Here is a 20,389-nt window from a genome sequence, read left to right as displayed (position 1 = left end):
GGTGTGAGCAAGAGCGTTCAGACTTGAATGATTGGAGGCTCATCGAAAAAGACTGACGCTAGTCAGACGTTTCGATGGGCAGAAATCACTTCAAGTCTGCTCTTGCGAACCCAACTAGATAAGGGTGTGAGGGCGCGCGTTTAGCTTCCTTTCACTGGAGCAAGTCACCAGAGCAGTCTGAGGGACTGCGGCGGAGACTTGTGAAGTGACAAGGAAGCTGCGCGACCGAACCCGACTAGGAAAGGGTGTGAGACTTGGCGTTTAGGCTTGGATGATTGGAGCAAGTCAGAATAAGAGCGGAGCATTCGCTCGTTTCTGACTTGTGAAATCACTCCAAGCCTGCCAAGTCGAACCCGACTACACAGGGTGTGAGCAAGAACGTTCAGAAAGGAATGACTGGAGGCAAAGAGGATAAGATCGGCTGTAAGCCGATCGTTTCACTTTGCTGAAGTCACACCCTTTCTGCCTTTGTGAACCCGACTATAGACTGCGAGCAATATCCCATAGAAAAAATAAAAAGGAAACTGGCAAAAATCCAGTTTCCTTTTTCTATAAAAAATTTCACTTTAGAAGGTATGCTCTCTAAAGAGGGAAATAACCTTGCCTAAGATGGTACAATTGTCCAAGATAATCGGGGCCATTTCATGGTTTTCGGGTTGCAGGCGGATATGGCCGTCTTCTTTAAAGAAACGTTTGCAGGTAGCCTCATCAGCATCAGTCATCGCAATGACAATCTCGCCGTTCTCAGCGCTCTGCTGTTGGCGAACGAGAACATAGTCCCCATTGAGGATACCAGCTTCAATCATTGAATCCCCGCGAATCTTCAGCATGAAGAGGTCTTCATCACTCTCGGCGAGGTGGGGTGGCTTAGGAAAATAACCTTCAATATCCTCGTAAGCAGTAATAGGCTGACCCGCTGTCACGGTCCCTAGCATGGGGATGCCACGGGTGTTGATGCCCAGTTTATCTAGGCCCTTTTGAGTGATTTCTAGCGCCCGGGGCTTGGTCGAATCTTTGAAAAGATAGCCTCCTTCTTCTAGACGGTTCAAATGGCCATGGACTGTGGACGTTGAGGCCAGGCCAACTGCATCGCATATTTCGCGGACAGTCGGGGGATAGCCCTTGTCGTCAACACAATCAAAGATATAGCGTAAGATTTGCAGTTGCCGTTCTCTCATCTCTGTGTCCTCCTCGAATGATTTGCCCTCATTATAGCATAAATCGATCACAGACACAAACAAACGTTCTCATTTTATTCTTTATTAGCGATCTGGGCTGGTTTGACAAAGACGGTTTTTTGGTTGAAGTAGTTGACAAAGCCCGGCTTAGCCCCGTTCGGTTTCTTGACGTCCTTAACCTGGGTGTAGTCAACCGGTACATTGTTGGAGTGGCGCGACTTGGAATAGTGGGCAGCGATACTAGCGGCTTCGAGAATATCGTCATCACTAGCTTGGTCTGTCTCTAAGATGACATGGCTGCCGGGCACGTCCTTGACATGGAACCAGTAATGGTTCTTGTTGGCCTGGCGCATGGTCAGTTGGTCATTTTGTTTGTTATTGCGGCCCACTTTAATGGTATAGCCGGAGGGACTGGTGAATTGCCGGGGTTTGAGCGGCTTGATCCGCTTATGGGTCTTCTTTTTACGGTCCTTGATATAGCCTTCTTCTTTGAGCTCTTCGCGGATCAGTTCCAGTTCTTTAGGATTAGACCATTCGATTTGGGCTTGGATGGATTCCAGGTAGTCGATTTCTTCCTGGCTCTTAGCCAATTGTTCCTGGATATGTGACCGCGACTTAGTGAGTTTATTGTATTTTTGATAGTAGGCTTGGGCATTCTCGGCAGGCGACAGCTCTGCTTTGAGAGGGATATGGACCAGGCGGTTGTCGTCGTAATAATTGGGCAGATCCACACTAGCTTGGTTCCCATGGAGCTGGTAGAGGTTGGAGGTGAGGAGCTCTCCTAAGAGCTGGTAGTGGTCAGCTTTTTGACTCTTTTCCAGGTCCTTCCTGAGGTTCTTCTGTTTCTTTCTCTGGTGCTTGAGTTCCCACTGGGTAACTTGGTCGATCTGCTGGCCGATTTCTTGGACTTGCTGGCGCTCGGTATGACGGGCATAATAAACATCCAAGAGCTGGCCGAGGCTGGCGTAAGTTTCTTTATCCCCAGTCAGACTGAGATAGGGGAAGGCCGTGAATTCTAATTTCTTGTCAGTGCCTGTCAGGCAGGGCTGGGGCTGGTCGAAGGCCTGGCAGAATTCTTGGATAATCTGCCCCAGAGCCTTATCTGGATTGGACTGGGCACGGAAGATAATTTCATCCGCTGATTCCCGGCCTAGCCCCATGAGTTCTTGCTGGAGGACTTGCCGGGACAGGTTCTGTTGGCTGGTAGGCTGCCAATCGCTCCCAATTTTGAAAGGATTGGCCTTGTTTTGATAGGGAGGGAGTTGGTAGCTAGCCCCGGGCAAGAGGGTCCGGTAGCGGTTCTGGTAAAGAGGGACCCGTTTGATCATATCCAGAATTTGCCCCTGGTGGTCGACTAAGATGATATTGGAATGGCGTCCCATCATCTCGACGACTAAAGTTAGCTTCTGTTGGTCGCCGATCTCATCCGTCCGCAAGAGCTCCAAACGAATCACCCGGTCGTTTTCGTATTGGTCAACGGCGAGTACTAGGGCGCCCTTGAGGTATTTGCGCAGGACCATGCAAAAATTGGGTGGGGTATCGGGCATAGGGTAGTCCACTTGGCTCAATTGGGCCCGGGCAAAGTCCGGATGGGCGGAGAGGAGGAGCTTATGATTTTGCCCCTGTTTGCGTATGGTAAGTAGAACTTCATAATCAGAAGGTTGTTGGATCTTGTTGATTTTACCTTGTGTCAATGTTTCTTTGAGTTCGTGTGTCATGCTGTGTGTAAACATTCCATCAAATGACATTCAAACACCTTCTTTCCAATCACTAATTATAGCAAAAAAGCCTATAATATCAAAACTAAGGAGGATAGCAAGGGACTTTTATGATAAATTCTTAATAAAGTTATTGCAAATTCAGAATTAATCTGCTATCCTAGAGCTAACAAATCAAAGGGAGGTTATCACATGTCAGTTTTAGATACAAAACTTAGAGCTTGGCAAATCCGCACGGCTTAGTTGTATTTATTACTGTTAAAGCAATAGATACAACTTCAGACAACTGAGGCTGTATCTGTGCGGTGTGATAACAAGACAATTTTGAGTACCCGCATAGACGCATAAAGAGTGACTTTATGTCTGTGCGGGTTTTTCTATGGACCTGCAGCTTCTGCTTTAGCTGGAGGTTTTTTATTTTTAATAAGGAGGAAAGAAGAAATGAAACGATTTACAGCTTTAGGCAGTTTCTTGATTGCTGCCTTGATGGTATTATTTCTAGCTATGCCAACGCTTATCGAGAAAAATAAGGCCGCTCAAGCACCTAAGACTAATTCGGGGAACCAGGCCGTGACGGCTAAGGCCTTAGATGAAGACTTGAAGGTAGGCCTGCTCCAACTCATGGACCATCCCGCCCTGGACCAAATCCGCCAAGGCTTCTATGACCAACTGGCCAAGCGGGGGTATGTGGATGGGGAAAACATCCATATTGACTACCAAAACGGCCAGGGTGACCAAAATAACTTAAAAATGATTTCGGATAAATTTATTGCCGATGACGCGGACTACCTAGTAGGGATTGCAACCCCGGCTGCCCAGGCCTTGGCCAATGCAGCAGAAGGGAACGTGCCGGTTGTTATGGGGGCCGTTGCCAATCCTAAGTCCGCTGGTTTAGTGGAAAATTACGAGAAACCAGGGGCTAACATCACCGGAGTTTCTGATATTCCACCGGTTAAAGAACAATTTAGACTGATTCAAGAAATCCTTCCTGAGGCCAAAACCATCGGCATTATCTACAATTCTTCCGAAACCAACTCTCACGCCAATGTAGCTTTGGCCAAAGAAGTCGCTGCAGACATGGGCTATGAGGTTAAAGAAGCGACCATCAATTCCACTAACGATTTAGCCCAAGTCGCCGAACAATTAGCCAATGATGTGGATGCCATCTGGGTCCCAAATGATAACTCGATTGCTTCGTCTATGCCGACTCTGATTGCTGCTACCGACAGCAAGGGCATTCCTGTCTTCCCGGTTGTAGATACCATGGTTAAGGACGGGGGCCTGGCAACAGTCGGCATCAACCAATACCAATTAGGGGTCGATACAGCCAATGTCACCGCTGACCTCATGGATGGCCAGAGTCCAGCTGACCATCCGATCGTCTTTACAGATAAGACAGATACCTATGTCAATAAAGAAAAGGCCGACCAATTAGGGATTAAATTGCCTGATTCCGTCCTTGAAAAAGCAAGCGATGTTAATGAAGGAGGGCACTAAGCATGGATATGATTATTTCTGCCTTATCACAAGGCGTGATCTGGGCCGTTATGGGTCTGGGCATCTATATTAGTTTCCGGATCCTAAACGCCCCTGATATGACGACAGAAGGTTCCTTTACTCTAGGGGCAGCCATTGGGGTTCAGATGATCCATTTCGGTCTCAACCCCATCCTTGCCTTATTGATTGGCTTTCTAGCCGGTATGGCAGCGGGGGCCATCACAGCCCTCCTTGTCACTAAGCTAGACATCAACCCCCTCCTGTCAGGGATTATTACTATGACTGGTCTTTATTCCATCAACCTGAAGATGATGGGCCAGGCCAATCTCAGCTTGAGTGGCCAAGAAACCTTCAAGACCATGCTGAGTGGGCTAGCTCTCCCTCGAAATGTAGATACCATCCTGATAGGGAGTGTCATTGTAGCCATCGTTATTGCCCTGATGGCATACTTCTTCAAGACCGACCTGGGCCAGGCGCTGATTGCGACTGGGGACAATGTTCACATGGCCCGGGCCGTGGGAATCGACAGCAATGAAATGACCATGTTAGGCTACATGCTGGCCAATGGTTTGATTGCCGCTTCCGGCCTCTTGGTGGCGACCGACAACGGTTATGCGGATATCTCTATGGGGATTGGGACTGTGGTTATCGGCCTGGCCTCCATTATTATCGGCGAGGTCATCTTCAAAAATGTCAGCCTGACCACCCGTTTCATCACGATTGTAGCGGGTTCGATCATCTACCGCTTACTCTTAAGTCTGGTGCTCATGCTTAACTTTAATGCAGATGATTTTAAACTCTTCTCTGCGATTATCGTAGGTCTCTGCCTAGCCATTCCTAAACTTCACAAGTCCTTTAACCGCAGCAGTCGTCAAAGTAGAAAGGGGTAGACCAATGACGCACTTATTAGAGCTTAAAAACGTAGACAAACGCTTCAATCCCCATACACCGGATGAATTCTATGCCTTGGATGATTTGAATCTCACGATTGAAGGCGGGGACTTCATCACGATCATTGGGGGCAACGGAGCAGGGAAGTCCACTCTCCTTAATGCTATAGCTGGGACTTTTGATCTGGATGCTGGACAGATCCTTCTGGAAGGGGAGGACATCACGGACACTTCGGACATCGAGCGAGCGGCCTATATTTCCCGGGTCTTCCAAGATCCTAAGATGGGGACGGCACCGCGGATGACAGTGGAAGAGAACCTGGCCTTGGCTGAGAAGCGGGGACAGACCCGGGGCTTACAATTGGCCTTGGACCAAGACAAGCAAAGCAAGTATCAGGCACTCCTCAAACAATTAGGCCTAGGTTTGGATGAACGCTTGGAAGCGGAGATTGGCCTGCTCTCAGGGGGCCAACGTCAGTCTGTCGCCTTGTTGATGGCAACTATCGTGAAGCCGAAGCTCCTCTTACTGGACGAACATACGGCTGCCTTGGACCCCAAGACCTCACGGCGAATCCTAGAGATTACCGCCCAACAAGTCTCCCAGGAAAACTTGACGGCCCTGATGATCACCCACAACCTCCAAGACGCCTTAACATACGGCAACCGCATGATCTTAATGGACCGCGGGCATATCATCCGCGACTTCAGCCAAGCGGAAAAAGAAGCCCTCAACCCAACCCAACTCTATAGTTTGATGGAAGAGATCAACCAGTAAAAGACTTTTCACATCATTCAAAAAGCCCACTGACCGATTGTCAGAGGGCTTTTGTATTGGGCTTAGGCAAATTTTGCTAAGATATCTGGGCGGAAGCCGTAGAAGGGTTCTTCGCCATCCGCTACGATCACCGGTAGGGCTTGGAAGCCAAGGGCCTTGACTTCTTCTAGAGCGGCTTCGGATTCAGTAACATCGATCATTTCGAAGGCTACCCCATGTTCGTCTAAAAATTTCTTTGTAAATTTACATTGCATGCAATTAGGTTTAGAATATACTTTGACCATTTCCGTCATCCTTTCAATCCATCTTTTTCTTTTCGCCTAGATATAGTATCATAGAATCATAGGAGATACAAGATATAGCTTTTATAAAAAATCAAGGAGGGTTGAAGCCAATGCAAGCCATAAAAATTACAGAAAAACGGGTGGTCGATTGGCTGCCCCAGCGGCCCCGTCACTCCTATAAGGGCTCTTATGGGCGCCTGCTCTTAATTGGAGGCAACGCAAATATGGGGGGCGCTATCCAGATGGCGGGTCAAGCGGCCCTAGCTGGGGGTGCAGGTCTAATCACGATAGCCACTGATCCGGTGAATGTGCCTGCTATCCATGCCAGCCAGCCTGAATTAATGGTGGTCGACTGGTCAGACGTAAAACAAGTCCAAGCCGCCCTTGAAAGCAGCGAAGTTATCCTCGTCGGGCCAGGTATGGGGCGGTCACTCTACCGCTGGCGACGCATCAGCCAGCTTCTCTACCAAGAAGCCCGGACCAAGCCCCTTATTATTGACGGGGATGCCCTAACTATGCTGGCGGCAGATATCAAAGACCAGGTCGCTCGCTTAAAAGAATTTAAGCAGCTGATTCTAACCCCTCATCCTGGCGAATGGGGTCGGCTCTATGGGATTTCCGAGCCCAAGGCCGATCCAGTCAGCGTCCAGGCCTGGTGCGACCGCTACCAAGTCTATTTGGTTAAGAAGAGTGAGGCCAGCCAAGTCTACCTGCCGGGCCAGACTGCCTATTACCAGAACACTTGCGGTAATCCTGGCATGGCGGTCGGCGGGTCGGGGGATACCCTGGCTGGTATGATGGCTGCCTTTATCGGCCAGAGTCAGGATGACTTGGCAGGGGCTATCTTGAGTGTCCTTTACTGCCACAGCGCCTTGGCTGACCAGATTTACCAGGACCATTATGTGGTCCGGCCCAGCGCCATTGCGGCGGGCTTATCAGCCTTTATGCGGGATTTAAGTCGGAAGAAGGGAGTCTAAATGGGAAAGAAACACAAGAAAACTAATGCTATCCGCATGGTCGAACAAGCGGGGATAACTTATGAACAGCATGAATACGACTACGATGAAAACCACCTGTCGGGACGGGACGCCGCCAAGCATTCCGACCTGCCGGCTGAGCAGATGTATAAGACCATTGTCTGCCAGGCCAATCCTCGGGACCACTATGTCTTTGTCCTTCCGATTCTAGAAGAATTGGACCTCAAGCACTGTGCCCGGATTGCTGGTGTCAAGAAATTGGAACTTTTACCCTTACAGGATCTGCTCAAAGTGACCGGCTATGTTCGCGGGGGCTGTTCGCCAGTTGGCATGAAACAGCTCTTTCCAACCTATATTGACCAATCTAGCCTAGCTTATGATATGATTTATGTCAGTGCCGGCAAGCGTGGCTTCCAGTTGGGCCTTGCGCCTAGGGACTTGGCCAGCTTAGTTCAGGCGGAATTCCATGCGCTTAGCCGCGATGAATAGAAAGAGGGAAACTATGTCAAATCATCATCTATCGCCCAGTGCGGGCATCCTCATCCTAACACGCGAGTGCGAAGGACAAAGGGAAGTCCTCCTCCAGCACCGGGCCAATACAAAAATGCTGCCCCAACAATGGGACCTCATTAGTGGTCATGTTGAAGCAGCTGAAAGTGTCCGCCAAGCCATTGTGAGGGAAGCCAAAGAAGAAATCGGCATCGACCTTCATGTCGATGATCTCGACTTTGTCCTCCTCAGCCACAATCGCATTAGCCAAGACACGACTTATTATAATATTTTCTTTACCAGCCAGCATTTTCAAGGCCAGCCTCACATCTTGGAAGCGCAAAAGCATGACGCTTTAGACTGGTTCCCCTTGGACGACCTGCCTAGCCCCTTGGTCAAGGACCGCAAGCTCGCTTTAGAGGCCTTAAGGACAGGTCAGACCTATGTGGAAGTGGACTTCGACGCTTACGAAGACTAGCGGCCAGGGAAGTATTCAGCCTTTTCCGTAACTATATGGGGGACTAGGTGGTCGTGGGGGGCCATAGGTATTTCGTCCACCATTAATTCCTCGAAGTAGGGGAGACTGATCTTCCCTTGGTATTGGGCCAAGAAGCGATCATAGAAGCCGCCCCCATAGCCTAAGCGTTCGCCTTTAGGATTGCAGGTCATGCAGGGCAGGGTTACCCAGTCAATGTTTTCAAGAGGAACAATCTCCGCTTCGGGGCTGGGTTCTTCGATATTTAAGTTACTCATAATCAGTTCATCGCCTTGGTCATAGCGGCGTAGGCTCATCTGCCCCATACTTTCCACCCGGGGAACGACAATGGTTTTCCCATCCTGCCAGGCCTGACGGATGAGCGCTTCGGTATCAAATTCCCGGGGCATGGTCAGGAAGGTGAAGATGCATTGGGCCTCTTGGTAGGTCTCGCTTTTAATGAGGCGGTTCGTAATTTTCTGACTGGCCGAAGCATAGTATTCGGGACTCAGTTCTTGACGTTTGGCTTTGACGGCTTTACGCAGTTCTTTTTTGCTTAACATAAAATAACCTCCTGTTAATTCTAGAAAGGATCACAATGTACGTACTAGCTTTTGAATTGACCTGTCGCTTATCCGGCATCCAGTCACTCAAAGACAAGCGGCGATTGGTCAAGAGTATCATTCAACGCTGCCAGCGAAACTATGGGGTATCAGCTGCTGAAATTGCTCACTTAGACGACCACCACTTCATGAGTCTGGGCTTTGCTTTAGTATCTAATACTTACAGTAAGACTCGCAACCGCCTCCTCCAGTTAAAAGAAGAAGTCGAAATGACCTATCCTATTGAAATCGTCGCCTGTGACTGGTATGAAGGGGTCTAGAAAAAAGTTTCTGCTGATTCAGGCCTAATGACTTTTGTCACACGCTCATAAGAGAAAAGGAGAAAAAATCATGAGTAACCGCATCCCTTGGGACCAATACTTCCTGGCGCAGAGCCTAATGCTATCCATGCGCTCAACCTGCCAGCGTTTAATGGTGGGCGCCGTTATCGTTCGAGACAAGCGGATTATTTCGGGAGGCTATAACGGCTCCGTTTCCGGTGAGGTCCACTGCCTCGATGAAGGCTGTTATATGGAAGACGGCCACTGTGTGCGAACCATCCACGCCGAGATGAACGCCTTACTCCAGTGCGCCAAATTCGGGGCTCCGACAGCTGGGGCTGAAATCTACGTCTCCCACTTCCCCTGCCTCCAGTGCAGCAAGGCCATCATCCAGGCTGGCATTTCGAAGATCTATTACTTGTATAACTACCACAACCATCCTTATGCCCTCCATCTCCTGGACCAAGCGGGAATCGCCTACCAGGAAGTCCAGCTCGAAGAGGGCTTCTTTAAGGAAGTGGGCCAGCAACACCAAAAAAATCTCAAGCAGACAGACTAAGGGCTGGCTGCTTTTATTGTGAGGAAATTCCTGGCTTTATATGCATCCAGGCGAGGCCATTCACCTTTCTTATGCATTTTTTTCATCTAGGCATTGGTAGAGTTGGGGATAGTCCCGGCAGTCAGGATTTTTGGGATGGCAGATATTGCGGCCAAAGTAGATCAAGGCTTGGTGGGCCTGGGTCCACTCACTAGGGGCCAAGAGGCTGGTCACCCGGTCCTCAATCTCTCTGACACTGGCATCTTGGGCGACGATCCCGTGGTGCTTGCAGACCCGGGTCACATGGGTATCCACCGCAAAGGCGGGGATATCAAAGGCAATACTTAAGACGACATTGGCAGTTTTCCGTCCAACACCTGGCAGTTTCTCCAGGTCTTTACGGTTCTGGGGCACCTTCCCATCAAAATCTTCCACCAGCATCTTGGCGCAGGCGACCAGGTATTTGGATTTGTTGCGGTAGAGGCCAATCCGGTTGATATAGTCCGCCACATCATCTTCCTTCGCCTGGCTCAGGCTTTCTGGATCAGGATAGGCCGCAAAGAGGGCAGGGGTGACCTTATTGACCTGGACGTCTGTTGTCTGGGCGCTCAGGATCACAGCTACCAATAATTCAAAAGGATTTTGATAATCAAGGGCGGTTTCCACGTCAGGATAGAGGGCAATAATCTCTCTTAGAACCTGACGGGCACATTGGTCAGTTAACATAGTACACCTCCTTTAACGAGTTGCTCTTATTTTATCATAGTTTTAAAGAAAACGGTTGCTATTCAATTATTGTACTTTTATATGAACAATAAATGTATAAATACCAAGCTTTTCTAGTCCAAAGAAGAATTTTTTGAGGAAAGACCCTTGGCAAAAATTGACATGTATTCGCTTTCGTCATAAATTAGAAGAAAGACATGTTGGTTAAAGAAAGGAGTTCCGAGATGACGGAATATAGTATCTTAGACTATGCAGTAATGGATGAAGGGGAGAGTGCGGTTGAGGCCTTAGCCCATACGGAAGAATTGGCCGAGCTAGCTGAAGACTTGGGCTATCAACGCTTCTGGGTGGCTGAACACCACAATATCCCCGCCTTCGCTTCCTCTAGCCCGGAAGTGATTATGATGCGCCTGGCGGACCGGACCAAAAGCATTCATATTGGGTCAGGTGGCGTGATGCTTCCTCATTACAGTCCCTACAAGGTTGCGGAAAATTTCAAGGTCTTAGCGGCCTACCATCCGGGGCGGATTGATTTAGGCTTCGGTAACAATAAGAGCGTGCCCCAAATTGCCAAGGTGATGAATGAATATCAAGAAGGGGAGCTCTCTTACGAACAGGCCATCAAGGACCTCTATAAGTATATGACTGATGAGGACCAGACCGACCACCGCTTCAATGATCTCAAGGCCAATCCGACAATCGGAGAAGATTTAGAGATGTGGATCCTCTCCTCAAGCGTAGACAATGCCAAATTAGCGGGACGCTTGGGGCTTGCCTATTGCTTTGGGATCTTCCCCTTTGCCCGGGATAATGTCTTAGAAATTGCGGAAGAGGCGGTGGCTGCTTACCGGGATAACTTCAAGCCCTCCAAGGCAACAGCCGAGCCCCGGGTGATGTATGCCGCCTTTGTCGCCGTGGCAGACGACCCTGACCATGCCGAAGACCTAGCTCAAGCTTTGGACTGGTGGCTCTTGGGTCAAGATAATTTCCGCTATTATGACCGTTTTCCCTCCATCGCTAGCAGCCAGTCCTTTGAAGCAACAGCGGACCAAAGCCAGGCCATGAAGGAGAACCGCAAGCGCATGATTACGGGAGGAATTGACCAGGTAAGCGCCGAAATCGCCGATTGGAACCGCCGCTTAAACGCCGATGAGGCCCTTTTGATTCCCTTAGTGCCCGGCTTTGATAACCGGACCAAGAGCTTAGAGTTGCTAGCTGAGGCCCTGATCAAGTAAAGCAGGCAAAGGGTCCCATTATTTGGGAAAATATGTTATCATGATAAAGTAAGTTTTAACTTGGAGGTATTAGAATGAAAAAACGTGCAAATTTCTTATTTATCGAAAAAGACGGCGCTAATTATGTCGTTTCTATGACCCCTGAACTACAAGATGATGTCGGCACCGTTGGCTTCGTTGAATTCACTAGCGAAGACCACTTAGAAAAAGATGACCCTATCGCCAATATCGAGGCTTCAAAAACCGTGATGGAAATCCAAAGTCCATTAGCTGGTAAGGTCGTAGAAAAGAATACGGCGGCTGAAGACCAAGCGGAACTCTTAAACTCAGCCAAGTCAGAAGAAAATTGGTTGCTTAAATTAACAGATGTTGATGAAGAAGCCTTTGCGGGCTTAGAAGACGCCTAATTAGCCTATGATAAAAGTCGTTAAACCCTGGACTACGAGAAGAAATGCTGGCGGATTGCTCTTAGACAATCGTCTAGCCATTTTGGAAGTGGATGCCAGGGTTGACTTTTGGATTAGCTTTTGCATATTAACGATTTATGAGGTGGCGGGGCCTTCACCTTGCCCCTTTACTGATTGAAGAAGAGGAGGGGACTTTTATGGAAGCCAGTTTGCCAGCTTTGATTAAGTATCTCCAGGCCGAACGTCCGGATTTTGACTTGGACCCTGCTTTACCAAGTTTTGACCAATACCGTAGCCTAGTCAATACCCGGCCAGCACAACCCATCAGCTCAGACTACCTGGAGGCGGAAGGCCAGGTGCTCGATGTCATTAACCAGGCCAAGCCGCATTATGACTGGACGGACATGGCTGAGACTTGGGGGCCCTTAGCTCTCTGGCAAGGGGATATTTGCCAGTTAGCAGTGGATGGGATTGTCAATGCCGCCAATTCTCAACTCTTGGGTTGCTTCATTCCTGGTCATGCCTGCATCGATAATGTCATCCATAGCTATGCTGGGACTGCCTTGCGTTTAGAATGCCAAGACCTGATGGCTAAACAGGGGCGCTTGGAAGCTGCCGGCAAGGCCAAGCTAACGTCCGCCCACCACTTACCCAGTCGCTACATAATCCATACGGTAGGCCCTGTGATCCAAGATGGTCGAGTGACGCCTATCCGCCGTCAGCTCCTGGCCAAGTGCTACCGGTCTTGCTTAGAAGTCGCTGAGCGGGAAGGACTAGACTGTATCGCCTTCCCTTGCATTGCCACGGGGCAGTTTGCCTTTCCAAGCGAAGAAGCTGCCCAGATTGCCATTCATACGGTGACCGCTTACCTAGATGAGCACCCATCTCGACTCAAGGTCATCTTCAATGTTTTTAGCGATGAGGCTGCCCAGATTTACCGTCAACTATTAGGGGAGGAAAACGATGAATAAAATTTGGAAAGCGCTCCAGGGCGCAGAAGAAAAGTCCGAATCAGAATTACTGGCTGAGCTCTTTAAGGAAGCCGAGGCTCTGGTGATTGGAATTGGAGCAGGGATGTCAGCTGCGGATGGTTTTACCTATGTGGGCCCTCGTTTTAAGGAGAATTTTCCTGACTTTATCGCTAAATATGGACTTTTTGACATGCTCCAAGCTTTTTTAAATGATTTTGAGTCCTTAGAAGAGTACTGGGCCTTCCAGAGCCGCTTTGTTAAACTTAACGGCTTAGACCAAGAAGCTGGGGCTTCCTATCTCAAATTAAAAGATCTCCTAGCAGATAAAAACTACCACATCATTACCTCCAATGCGGATAATGCCTTTGAAGCAGCGGGCTTTGACCTGGACAAGGTTTTCTACTACCAGGGCAAGTACGTCCTCTTCCAATGTTCCAAGCAGTGCCAGGATGTGACCTACCGCGATGATGATATGATCCGCGAGATGGTTGACCGTCAAGAAGATATGAAGGTGCCTAGCGAACTGATTCCTTACTGCCCAAATTGTGGGGCACCCCTGGAAATTAACAAGCGTGACACAGTCCGAGGCATGGTCGAGGACGCCCATTGGCATGAACAAGAAGCGGCTTATACGGACTTCTTAGCTGCCAATGAAGGGAAAAAGGTGCTTTACTTGGAGATTGGTATCGGCCATACCACTCCCGAATTGATTCGCGAACCCTTCCAAGAAGAAACCCTGGATAATCCACAAGCCCTCTATGTGATGATGAACCAGAAACCCTATCATATTCCGTCCGAACTGGCTGACCAGAGCCTGCGTTTGAGTGATGACTTAGCCCAAACTTTCGCCAATATGTAAGAAGAAGGGAAAAGGTATTGTATCAATCACTTTTATCGTATAAAATAAGAATGATTACGATTTGAGGAGGCGGTGCTATGGAAAAATCTGAATTAAGTCCTGAAGTGAAACAGCAGGTGACCAAGTTTTTTAAGGTGATTGGGGACCAAACACGCTTCTCCATCCTTTACCTACTTAAGGGACGAGAATTGAACGTGACGGAAATTGCGCAAGCGCTCGATATGGAGCAATCAGCCATTTCCCACCAACTACAGGTCCTCAGAGAAAGCAAGCTGTTAAAATCCAGACGTGACAAGCGGTCAGTTTATTACAGCCAGGCCGACGACCACGTTTATGAAATCATCAGTCAGGCCATTGAACATATGTGTGAAGAATAAAGGATAAGGGGCAAGAGATACAAGATCTGTGTTTTTTCTTTTGGCCCTTATTTTTATTTTGGGGCTGATTCCCCATGTCATACTATATCTTGTGTGAGAATTAAATTAGAATTCAAGATATGGAGTTGATTAACTTGAATTCCAAAGAGCTCCTGACGTATGATAGGACTATTGAAAAAGGAGGGATTTGATGTTAATCGTCTACATGTCTCTGGTAGGCAATACCCGCCGCTTTGTTGAAAAGCTCGGCTTGCCTTCGCTAGAAATCACAGACCACAATGCTTTTACCACGGTGGACCAACCCTATCTTATGATTGTTCCCACTTACGAAATCGAAGTGACTGATATCATGAATGATTTCATTGAAACAGGGGACAACCTGTCCTATTGCCAGGGCGTCATTGGAGGAGGTAATCTGAATTTTAATGACCTCTTCTGCTTCACCGCAAAAGATCTGGCTATGGACTATGACCTGCCCCTCTTACACACCTTTGAATTTATGGGCAATTCCCACGATGTAGAAAAAGTAAAGGAGTTGGCGAAAGAAATTGAAGAATCCACAAGTATCCAACGAACCAAATGAAATTACCTACTATAAGTTAAACAACGAATTAAATATCCCAATCGATAACAAGATCCCGCTCGAAAAAGATAAAGAAGCTGTCCGGGCTTTTTTCTTGGAGCATGTCAACCCTAATACGGTTTTCTTCTATACCTTCGAAGAGAAGATCCGCTACCTGATTGACCATGACTATCTGGATGAAAGTTTCATCAACAAGTATGACCGGAACTTTATCTACCAACTGATGCAGGACGCCTATGACCGTAAGTTCCGCTTCCGATCCTTCATGGGGGCCTATAAGTTCTATACCCAGTATGCCATGAAGACCGATGATGGCGAACGCTATTTGGAACGCTATGAGGACCGGGTCGTTTATAATGCCCTCTACCTAGCCAACGGGGATGAAGACCTGGCTCGTAAGCTCTGTGATGAGATCCTCTCCCAGCGCTTCCAGCCTGCAACCCCAACCTTCCTCAATGCCGGACGTAAGCGCCGGGGGGAGATGGTCTCTTGTTTCCTGATCCAACTAACCGATGACATGAATTCGATCGGCCGGGGCATCAATTCCGCCTTGCAACTCTCCAAGCGCGGGGGTGGGGTAGGAATCAACCTCAGCAACCTCCGTGAAGAAGGGGCTCCCATCAAGAAGATTGAAAATGCGGCTTCAGGGGTCGTTCCCGTTATGAAATTATTCGAAGACTGCTTCAGTTATGCTAACCAATTAGGGCAAAGAAACGGAGCCGGGGTGGTTTACCTGAATGTCTTCCATCCTGATATTGTCCGCTTCCTCTCCACCAAGAAGGAGAATGCGGATGAAAAAATTCGGGTGAAGACCTTATCCCTAGGCATTACGGTTCCAGACAAATTCTATGAACTCGTAGCAGCTGATGATGACATGTACCTCTTCAGTCCCTACGATGTGGAACGGATTTATGGCAAGCCTTTCTCCTATGTCAATATTACAGAGGAGTATGACCAACTTGTTCACCATCCAGAGGTCCGCAAGTATCGGATCCGGGCTCGGGAATTAGAGAATGAAATTTCCAAACTCCAACAAGAATCTGGCTACCCTTATATTGTTAATATCGATACGGCCAATGAAGCCAACCCTATCGATGGAACGATTGTGATGTCCAACCTATGCTCAGAAATTTTACAGATCCAAGAACCTTCGAAGATTAATGATGAGCAGCTCTATGACCACTTAGGCACCGATATTTCCTGTAACTTAGGATCAACCAATATGGTGAACATGGTCGAGTCGGATGACTTTGCTCGATCTGTAGAAACAGCTGTTCGAGGGCTGACCTTTGTGACCGACAGCACCGATATTGAGGCCGTCCCATCCATCCAAAACGGCAACCAGATGTACCACACCATTGGTCTAGGGGCTATGGGGCTCCATACCCTCTTTGCCATCAACCACATTTATTACGGGTCAGATGAATCGCTCGAATTAACGGAGGCTTATTTCTACGCCCTCAACTACTGGTCCCTCAAAGCCAGCCATAAGATTGCAGCTGAGCGTGGCCAACGCTTCGCCAACTTCGAAAACTCCACTTATGCGGATGGGTCTTATTTCGAGCCATATATCGAAGAAGACTTCCATTATGAATCCGATAAAGTGGCTCAAATCATGGCTAAGGTACCGCTACCAAGCAAGGAAGACTGGCAAGCCTTGCGCGATGACGTGATGCGAGATGGTCTCTACCACGCTTATCGTCTAGCTGTTGCGCCAACAGGTTCCATTTCCTATGTCAATGAAACCAGCGCTAGCTTGCAGCCGATTATCCGTCTAATTGAAGAGCGGCAAGAAAAGAAGACTGGGAAGACCTATTACCCAGCCCCCCAGCTCTCCAATGACAATATCCAATACTATGAGTCCGCCTATGACCTGGATATGCGGAAGGTGATCGACGTTTATGCTGCCGCCCAAGAGCATGTGGACCAAGGTATGTCCATGACCCTCTTCATGCGCTCAGACATTCCTTCCGGCCTCTATCCTTGGAAAGATCCGAACGACCACAAGCTGACCACGCGGGACTTAAATATCTTGCGCAATTATGCTTGGAATCAGGGTATCAAGTCCATCTACTATATCCGAACCTTTACCGACGATGGCGATGAAATCGGCAGCAATTACTGTGAATCCTGCTCTATTTAAGAACAGTTAAGGAGGTCAAAATGGGACAAATTGATAACAATCTCTATATAAATTCAAAAGATAATTGGCAACAAAACTTGTGGGATGGGACGGACCAAGCTGACCCGGACCTGGGTAAATACTACAAGGCCATTAACTGGGACAGCATTGAAGACATGGTCGACAAGCTGACCTGGGAGAAGCTTACGGAACAATTCTGGCTGGACACCCGGATCCCCGTCTCCAACGACCTGGATGACTGGCGTCGGCTGTCTGCTGCTGAGCAAGATGTGGTCGACAAGGTCTTCGGGGGCTTAACCCTCCTGGATACCCTCCAATCAGAAGAGGGCGCCTTAGTCCTCTTACCAGACGCTCGGACCCAGCAAGAGCGTGCCGTCTTCTCAAATATCCACTTCATGGAGTCTGTTCACGCTAAGTCTTATTCCACGATCTTTATCACGCTTAATACCACGTCTGAAATCGATAAGATTTTTGACTGGACCAATGAGAATGAACTGATCCAATATAAGGCAAAAAAGATCAACCAAGTTTACCGGACAGGGACGGGCCTACAGAAGAAGGCAGCCAGCGTCTTACTGGAATCCTTCCTCTTCTATTCCGGTTTCTATGCGCCCCTCTGGTACTTAGGCAACAGCAAACTGCCTAATGTGGCGGAAATTATCAAGCTGATCTTGCGTGATGAGTCCGTCCACGGCACCTATATTGGCTACAAGTTCCAATTAGGCTATAATGAACTGTCCGAAGAAGAACAAGAAGAGTTGAAGAATTGGACCTTCGAGCTCCTCTACGACCTATATGAAAACGAAATGAAGTATACCTCAGCCGTCTATGACCAAATTGGTTGGACAGAGGATGTTAATATTTTCGTCCGCTACAATGCTAATAAGGCCCTGCAGAACCTAGGCTTTGACCCGCTCTTCCCAGATACAGCGGAAGACGTCAACCCGATCGTCATGAATGGGATTTCAACAGGAACGTCTAATCATGACTTCTTCTCCCAAGTCGGCAACGGCTACCTATTAGGTGAAGTCCAAGCCATGGAAGACGAAGACTACTCCAAGTGGTCCACCTCTGCCCGCCGCGAACAACGTATGGCCTATCGGAAGGCGAAGAAAGCTGCCCGCAAAAAGGCCCAAGAGGAAGGCAAATAATTGACACTTTAAGAGATCGTGGTTAAGATCAAACCGCGGTCTCTTTTGTTTAAAAAAGGGTGTGAGCAGTTGCGTCCAGACTTGAATGACTGGAGCCCAAACGGAAAAGAGCGGCTTTAGCCGATCGTTCCGATTGGGTGAAGTCACTTCAAGTCTGCAACTGCGAACCCGACTAAAAAGGGTGAGGGAGGATGCAGGAGAAAGGGAAGTATTAAAGGCTAATCATGCCTGGACTTTTATAAAATTTTTCCTTCCTAGTCCCGAACTTATGATAAACTATAAGGATGTAAGTAACTTTAAAGGAGTCGATGAAATAGATGAAAGATTTCAAGGCCTTAAATTGGTATAAAACTTATGGGGCGAAACCCCTGTTAACAGATGTCTCCTTCCTTATTCGGGGTGGGGACCATGTGGGCTTGATTGGAACCAACGGCTCAGGAAAAAGTACTTTAATGCGTATTTTAGCAGGCGTGGACAGCCTGGACAGCGGGGAAATGGAACACCCCAAAGATTTCAAAGTCACCATGGTTAGCCAAGAGGAAGATTTTGATGAAGACCTCACGATCTTCGAAGCCGTCTATGATTCAGAGAGCCACTTGGTCCAAATTGTCGCCCGTTACCAGGAAGCGGCCCATCGTCTCGCGCAGTCGCCCCAGGATAAAGACTTCCAAGCTGCCTTTAGCCAGGCGGAAGAGGCTATGAATGCGGAAGATGGCTGGCAATTAGATACCACCATCCATACCGTCCTCAATCAGTTAGGTTTTACGGATAGCTCCCTAACCATCCGTCAGCTGAGCGGGGGACAGCGTAAGCGGATTGGTCTAGCCAAGGCCTTGATTGAAGAACCGGACCTCCTCCTTCTCGATGAACCGACCAACCACCTGGACTTTGAGATGGTTGCCTGGTTGGAGAAGTATTTAGCTAATTATAAGGGGTCGGTCCTCTTGATTACCCACGACCGTTACTTCCTGGACCGGGTAGTGGGGCGTATTTTTGCCTTGGACCATGGGAACTTGCGCGAATACGAAGGCAATTATCAGGCTTACCTGGAGAAGAAGGCCATCGAGGACGAGCAAGAACGTGAGACGGCCCGCAAACAAAAGCAACTCTATAAGAAGGAGTTAGCCTGGATGCGGACAGGTGCCAAGGCTCGAACGACTAAGCAACAGGCTCGGATTAACCGCTTTGAGGACTTGGAAGGCCAAGTGAAAGGCCAACGGGGGCCTGACCAGAAGCTCAGCTTCGACTTTGACCAAGAACGCTTGGGTAAGAAGGTCATCGAATGCCAGGATTTAACAGTTGGTTATGAGCCAGATGCTCCCCTGGTCAAAAACTTAGAGCTCCTAGTCCAGAACCGGGACCGAATCGGTATTATAGGGGAGAACGGGGCAGGAAAGACCAGTCTGATGAACACCATCGCTGGCCTCTTGCCTCCTTTGTTCGGCCAGGTTGTGATTGGAGAGACGGTAAAAATCGGCTACTTCCAACAAGTACCTGTCGATTTGCCCGAAGACAAGCGGGTCATTTCTTATATCCAAGAAGAGGCGGAAGACTATGTTTACCGGGATGGGAAGACCCTCAGTGCCTCCCAAATGCTCGAAACCTTCCTCTTTGACCGGTCCATGCATGGGGTGAAGATTTCATCCCTGTCAGGGGGCGAGAAGAAGCGGCTTTATCTCTTGCGTATCCTCATGGCCCGGCCCAATGTCTTATTCTTAGACGAGCCGACCAATGACCTGGATATCCAGACCCTGACGATTCTGGAAGATTATTTAGAAGATTTTCCAGGCGCAGTTCTTACTGTCAGCCACGACCGTTACTTCCTCGACAAGGTAGTCGACAAACTCTTGGCCATCGATGATAATCATGAGGCGGACATCTTCTTCGGTTCCTATAGCGACTATCAAGAAGAGCTTAAGGCAGCGGACAAGGCCAAGACGGAAGCCCAGACCAAAAAAACACCCAAGGAGCCAGCAGAAGCTCAAAAACAAAAGGAGCCAGGCCACAAAAACCGGATGACCTACCAAGAGAAAAAGGATTGGGAACAGATCGAAACGGTGATTAGTCAACTAGAAGACAAACTCCAAAGCATTGATGAAGAGATGTTGGCCAATGGAGCAGACTATGGGAAATTAGCCGACTTACAAAAAGAAAAAGAGACCACCGAAGCTGAACTTTTAGACCAAATGACGTATTGGGATTATCTCAGTGAAAAAACTTATTAGGGAGTGAC

At 48.5% G+C, this 20,389-nt stretch carries 22 protein-coding genes; 17 read left to right on the top strand and 5 right to left on the bottom strand.

The genetic code is table 11. The features are described 5' to 3' along the window. Window positions 1–566: 566 nt before the first annotated feature. Window positions 567–1,178 (bottom strand): transcriptional repressor LexA, encoded by a 612-nt coding sequence (gene lexA, locus QP339_RS00335; protein WP_067976286.1) that lies wholly within the window; start codon window positions 1,176–1,178, stop codon window positions 567–569. Window positions 1,179–1,252: 74 nt separating this feature from the next. Beyond that, window positions 1,253–2,926 carry an Rqc2 family fibronectin-binding protein gene (locus QP339_RS00330; protein ID WP_284909934.1) on the bottom strand — a complete coding sequence of 558 codons (1,674 nt, stop codon included), beginning with the start codon at window positions 2,924–2,926 and terminating at the stop codon, window positions 1,253–1,255. A gap of 411 nt (window positions 2,927–3,337) precedes the next feature. On the opposite strand from QP339_RS00330, the gene trpX reads away from it, so the two are divergent. From trpX to QP339_RS00315, 3 genes are read left to right on the top strand one after another with little or no spacing between them, the layout of a single operon-like run. Further along, complete coding sequence (gene trpX / locus QP339_RS00325; RefSeq protein WP_070619545.1) at window positions 3,338–4,393, top strand: tryptophan ABC transporter substrate-binding protein; 1,056 nt, start codon at window positions 3,338–3,340, stop codon at window positions 4,391–4,393. A gap of 2 nt (window positions 4,394–4,395) precedes the next feature. Next, window positions 4,396–5,283: an ABC transporter permease gene (locus tag QP339_RS00320; RefSeq protein ID WP_284909933.1), complete on the top strand. Its 888-nt coding sequence runs from the start codon at window positions 4,396–4,398 to the stop codon at window positions 5,281–5,283. Window positions 5,284–5,287: 4 nt separating this feature from the next. Continuing rightward, window positions 5,288–6,058, top strand: coding sequence for an ABC transporter ATP-binding protein (locus QP339_RS00315; protein ID WP_284909932.1), 771 nt, complete (start codon window positions 5,288–5,290; stop codon window positions 6,056–6,058). Window positions 6,059–6,120: 62 nt separating this feature from the next. Here the strand turns inward: QP339_RS00315 and nrdH are convergent, their stop codons facing one another. After that, window positions 6,121–6,342 carry a glutaredoxin-like protein NrdH gene (gene nrdH / locus QP339_RS00310; protein ID WP_070619535.1) on the bottom strand — a complete coding sequence of 74 codons (222 nt, stop codon included), beginning with the start codon at window positions 6,340–6,342 and terminating at the stop codon, window positions 6,121–6,123. 110 nt (window positions 6,343–6,452) lie between these two features. Between nrdH and QP339_RS00305 the strand changes: the two genes are divergently transcribed. Genes QP339_RS00305 through QP339_RS00295 form a run of 3 tightly spaced genes read left to right on the top strand, consistent with a single transcriptional unit; the run spans window position 6,453 to window position 8,286 of the window. Continuing rightward, entirely contained in the window at window positions 6,453–7,319 is an 867-nt protein-coding gene (locus tag QP339_RS00305) for an NAD(P)H-hydrate dehydratase (RefSeq protein ID WP_284909931.1), read from the top strand. Next, window positions 7,320–7,808 carry a Cys-tRNA(Pro) deacylase gene (gene ybaK, locus QP339_RS00300; RefSeq protein WP_070619531.1) on the top strand — a complete coding sequence of 163 codons (489 nt, stop codon included), beginning with the start codon at window positions 7,320–7,322 and terminating at the stop codon, window positions 7,806–7,808. It begins immediately after the preceding gene. 13 nt (window positions 7,809–7,821) lie between these two features. After that, a complete protein-coding gene (locus QP339_RS00295) occupies window positions 7,822–8,286 on the top strand; it encodes an NUDIX domain-containing protein (RefSeq protein ID WP_083294401.1) in 465 nt (154 codons plus the stop codon). Here the strand turns inward: QP339_RS00295 and QP339_RS00290 are convergent. After that, window positions 8,283–8,846, bottom strand: coding sequence for a 5-formyltetrahydrofolate cyclo-ligase (locus QP339_RS00290; RefSeq protein ID WP_070619528.1), 564 nt, complete (start codon window positions 8,844–8,846; stop codon window positions 8,283–8,285). The two genes, QP339_RS00295 and QP339_RS00290, sit on opposite strands and share 4 nt — an antisense overlap. A gap of 35 nt (window positions 8,847–8,881) precedes the next feature. Here QP339_RS00290 and QP339_RS00285 point away from each other — a divergent pair, with 35 nt between their 5' ends. Together QP339_RS00285 and QP339_RS00280 are read left to right on the top strand one after the other, a co-directional pair. Next, window positions 8,882–9,166: a DUF503 domain-containing protein gene (locus tag QP339_RS00285; protein ID WP_284909930.1), complete on the top strand. Its 285-nt coding sequence runs from the start codon at window positions 8,882–8,884 to the stop codon at window positions 9,164–9,166. A gap of 70 nt (window positions 9,167–9,236) precedes the next feature. After that, the gene (locus QP339_RS00280) at window positions 9,237–9,725 is read left to right on the top strand and encodes a ComE operon protein 2 (protein WP_067976265.1); all 489 of its coding nucleotides are present in this window, start codon (window positions 9,237–9,239) and stop codon (window positions 9,723–9,725) included. 69 nt (window positions 9,726–9,794) lie between these two features. Here the strand turns inward: QP339_RS00280 and nth are convergent, their stop codons facing one another. After that, on the bottom strand, window positions 9,795–10,430 hold the full coding sequence (gene nth / locus QP339_RS00275) for an endonuclease III (RefSeq protein WP_284909929.1): 636 nt from the start codon (window positions 10,428–10,430) through the stop codon (window positions 9,795–9,797). 224 nt (window positions 10,431–10,654) lie between these two features. Here nth and QP339_RS00270 point away from each other — a divergent pair, with 224 nt between their 5' ends. From QP339_RS00270 to QP339_RS00230, 9 genes are all read left to right on the top strand, one after another. After that, entirely contained in the window at window positions 10,655–11,665 is a 1,011-nt protein-coding gene (locus tag QP339_RS00270) for an LLM class flavin-dependent oxidoreductase (protein WP_284909928.1), read from the top strand. Between the two features lie 74 nt (window positions 11,666–11,739). Beyond that, complete coding sequence (locus QP339_RS00265) at window positions 11,740–12,072, top strand: glycine cleavage system H family protein (RefSeq protein ID WP_070619515.1); 333 nt, start codon at window positions 11,740–11,742, stop codon at window positions 12,070–12,072. Window positions 12,073–12,269: 197 nt separating this feature from the next. Beyond that, window positions 12,270–13,043, top strand: coding sequence for a protein-ADP-ribose hydrolase (locus QP339_RS00260; RefSeq protein WP_284909927.1), 774 nt, complete (start codon window positions 12,270–12,272; stop codon window positions 13,041–13,043). After that, the gene (locus QP339_RS00255; protein ID WP_284909926.1) at window positions 13,036–13,902 is read left to right on the top strand and encodes an SIR2 family NAD-dependent protein deacylase; all 867 of its coding nucleotides are present in this window, start codon (window positions 13,036–13,038) and stop codon (window positions 13,900–13,902) included. Before QP339_RS00260 ends, QP339_RS00255 begins: the two co-directional genes overlap by 8 nt. A gap of 77 nt (window positions 13,903–13,979) precedes the next feature. Next, window positions 13,980–14,279: an ArsR/SmtB family transcription factor gene (locus QP339_RS00250; RefSeq protein ID WP_067976255.1), complete on the top strand. Its 300-nt coding sequence runs from the start codon at window positions 13,980–13,982 to the stop codon at window positions 14,277–14,279. Window positions 14,280–14,469: 190 nt separating this feature from the next. Continuing rightward, on the top strand, window positions 14,470–14,862 hold the full coding sequence (gene nrdI, locus QP339_RS00245) for a class Ib ribonucleoside-diphosphate reductase assembly flavoprotein NrdI (RefSeq protein WP_067976252.1): 393 nt from the start codon (window positions 14,470–14,472) through the stop codon (window positions 14,860–14,862). Beyond that, window positions 14,828–17,005, top strand: coding sequence for a class 1b ribonucleoside-diphosphate reductase subunit alpha (gene nrdE / locus QP339_RS00240; RefSeq protein WP_284909925.1), 2,178 nt, complete (start codon window positions 14,828–14,830; stop codon window positions 17,003–17,005). Before nrdI ends, nrdE begins: the two co-directional genes overlap by 35 nt. Window positions 17,006–17,115: 110 nt before the next feature. Continuing rightward, a complete protein-coding gene (nrdF, locus tag QP339_RS00235) occupies window positions 17,116–18,156 on the top strand; it encodes a class 1b ribonucleoside-diphosphate reductase subunit beta (RefSeq protein ID WP_284878747.1) in 1,041 nt (346 codons plus the stop codon). A gap of 317 nt (window positions 18,157–18,473) precedes the next feature. After that, window positions 18,474–20,381: an ABC-F family ATP-binding cassette domain-containing protein gene (locus tag QP339_RS00230; protein WP_284909924.1), complete on the top strand. Its 1,908-nt coding sequence runs from the start codon at window positions 18,474–18,476 to the stop codon at window positions 20,379–20,381. Window positions 20,382–20,389: the final 8 nt, after the last annotated feature.

Origin of the sequence: Aerococcus sp. UMB7834, from assembly GCF_030215145.1 — a bacterium.
In the GTDB taxonomy this organism is placed as follows: Bacteria; Bacillota; Bacilli; order Lactobacillales; family Aerococcaceae; genus Aerococcus.
The sequence above is the reverse complement of the archived record's forward strand: the minus strand, read 5'-3'. Positions and strand labels throughout refer to the sequence as shown.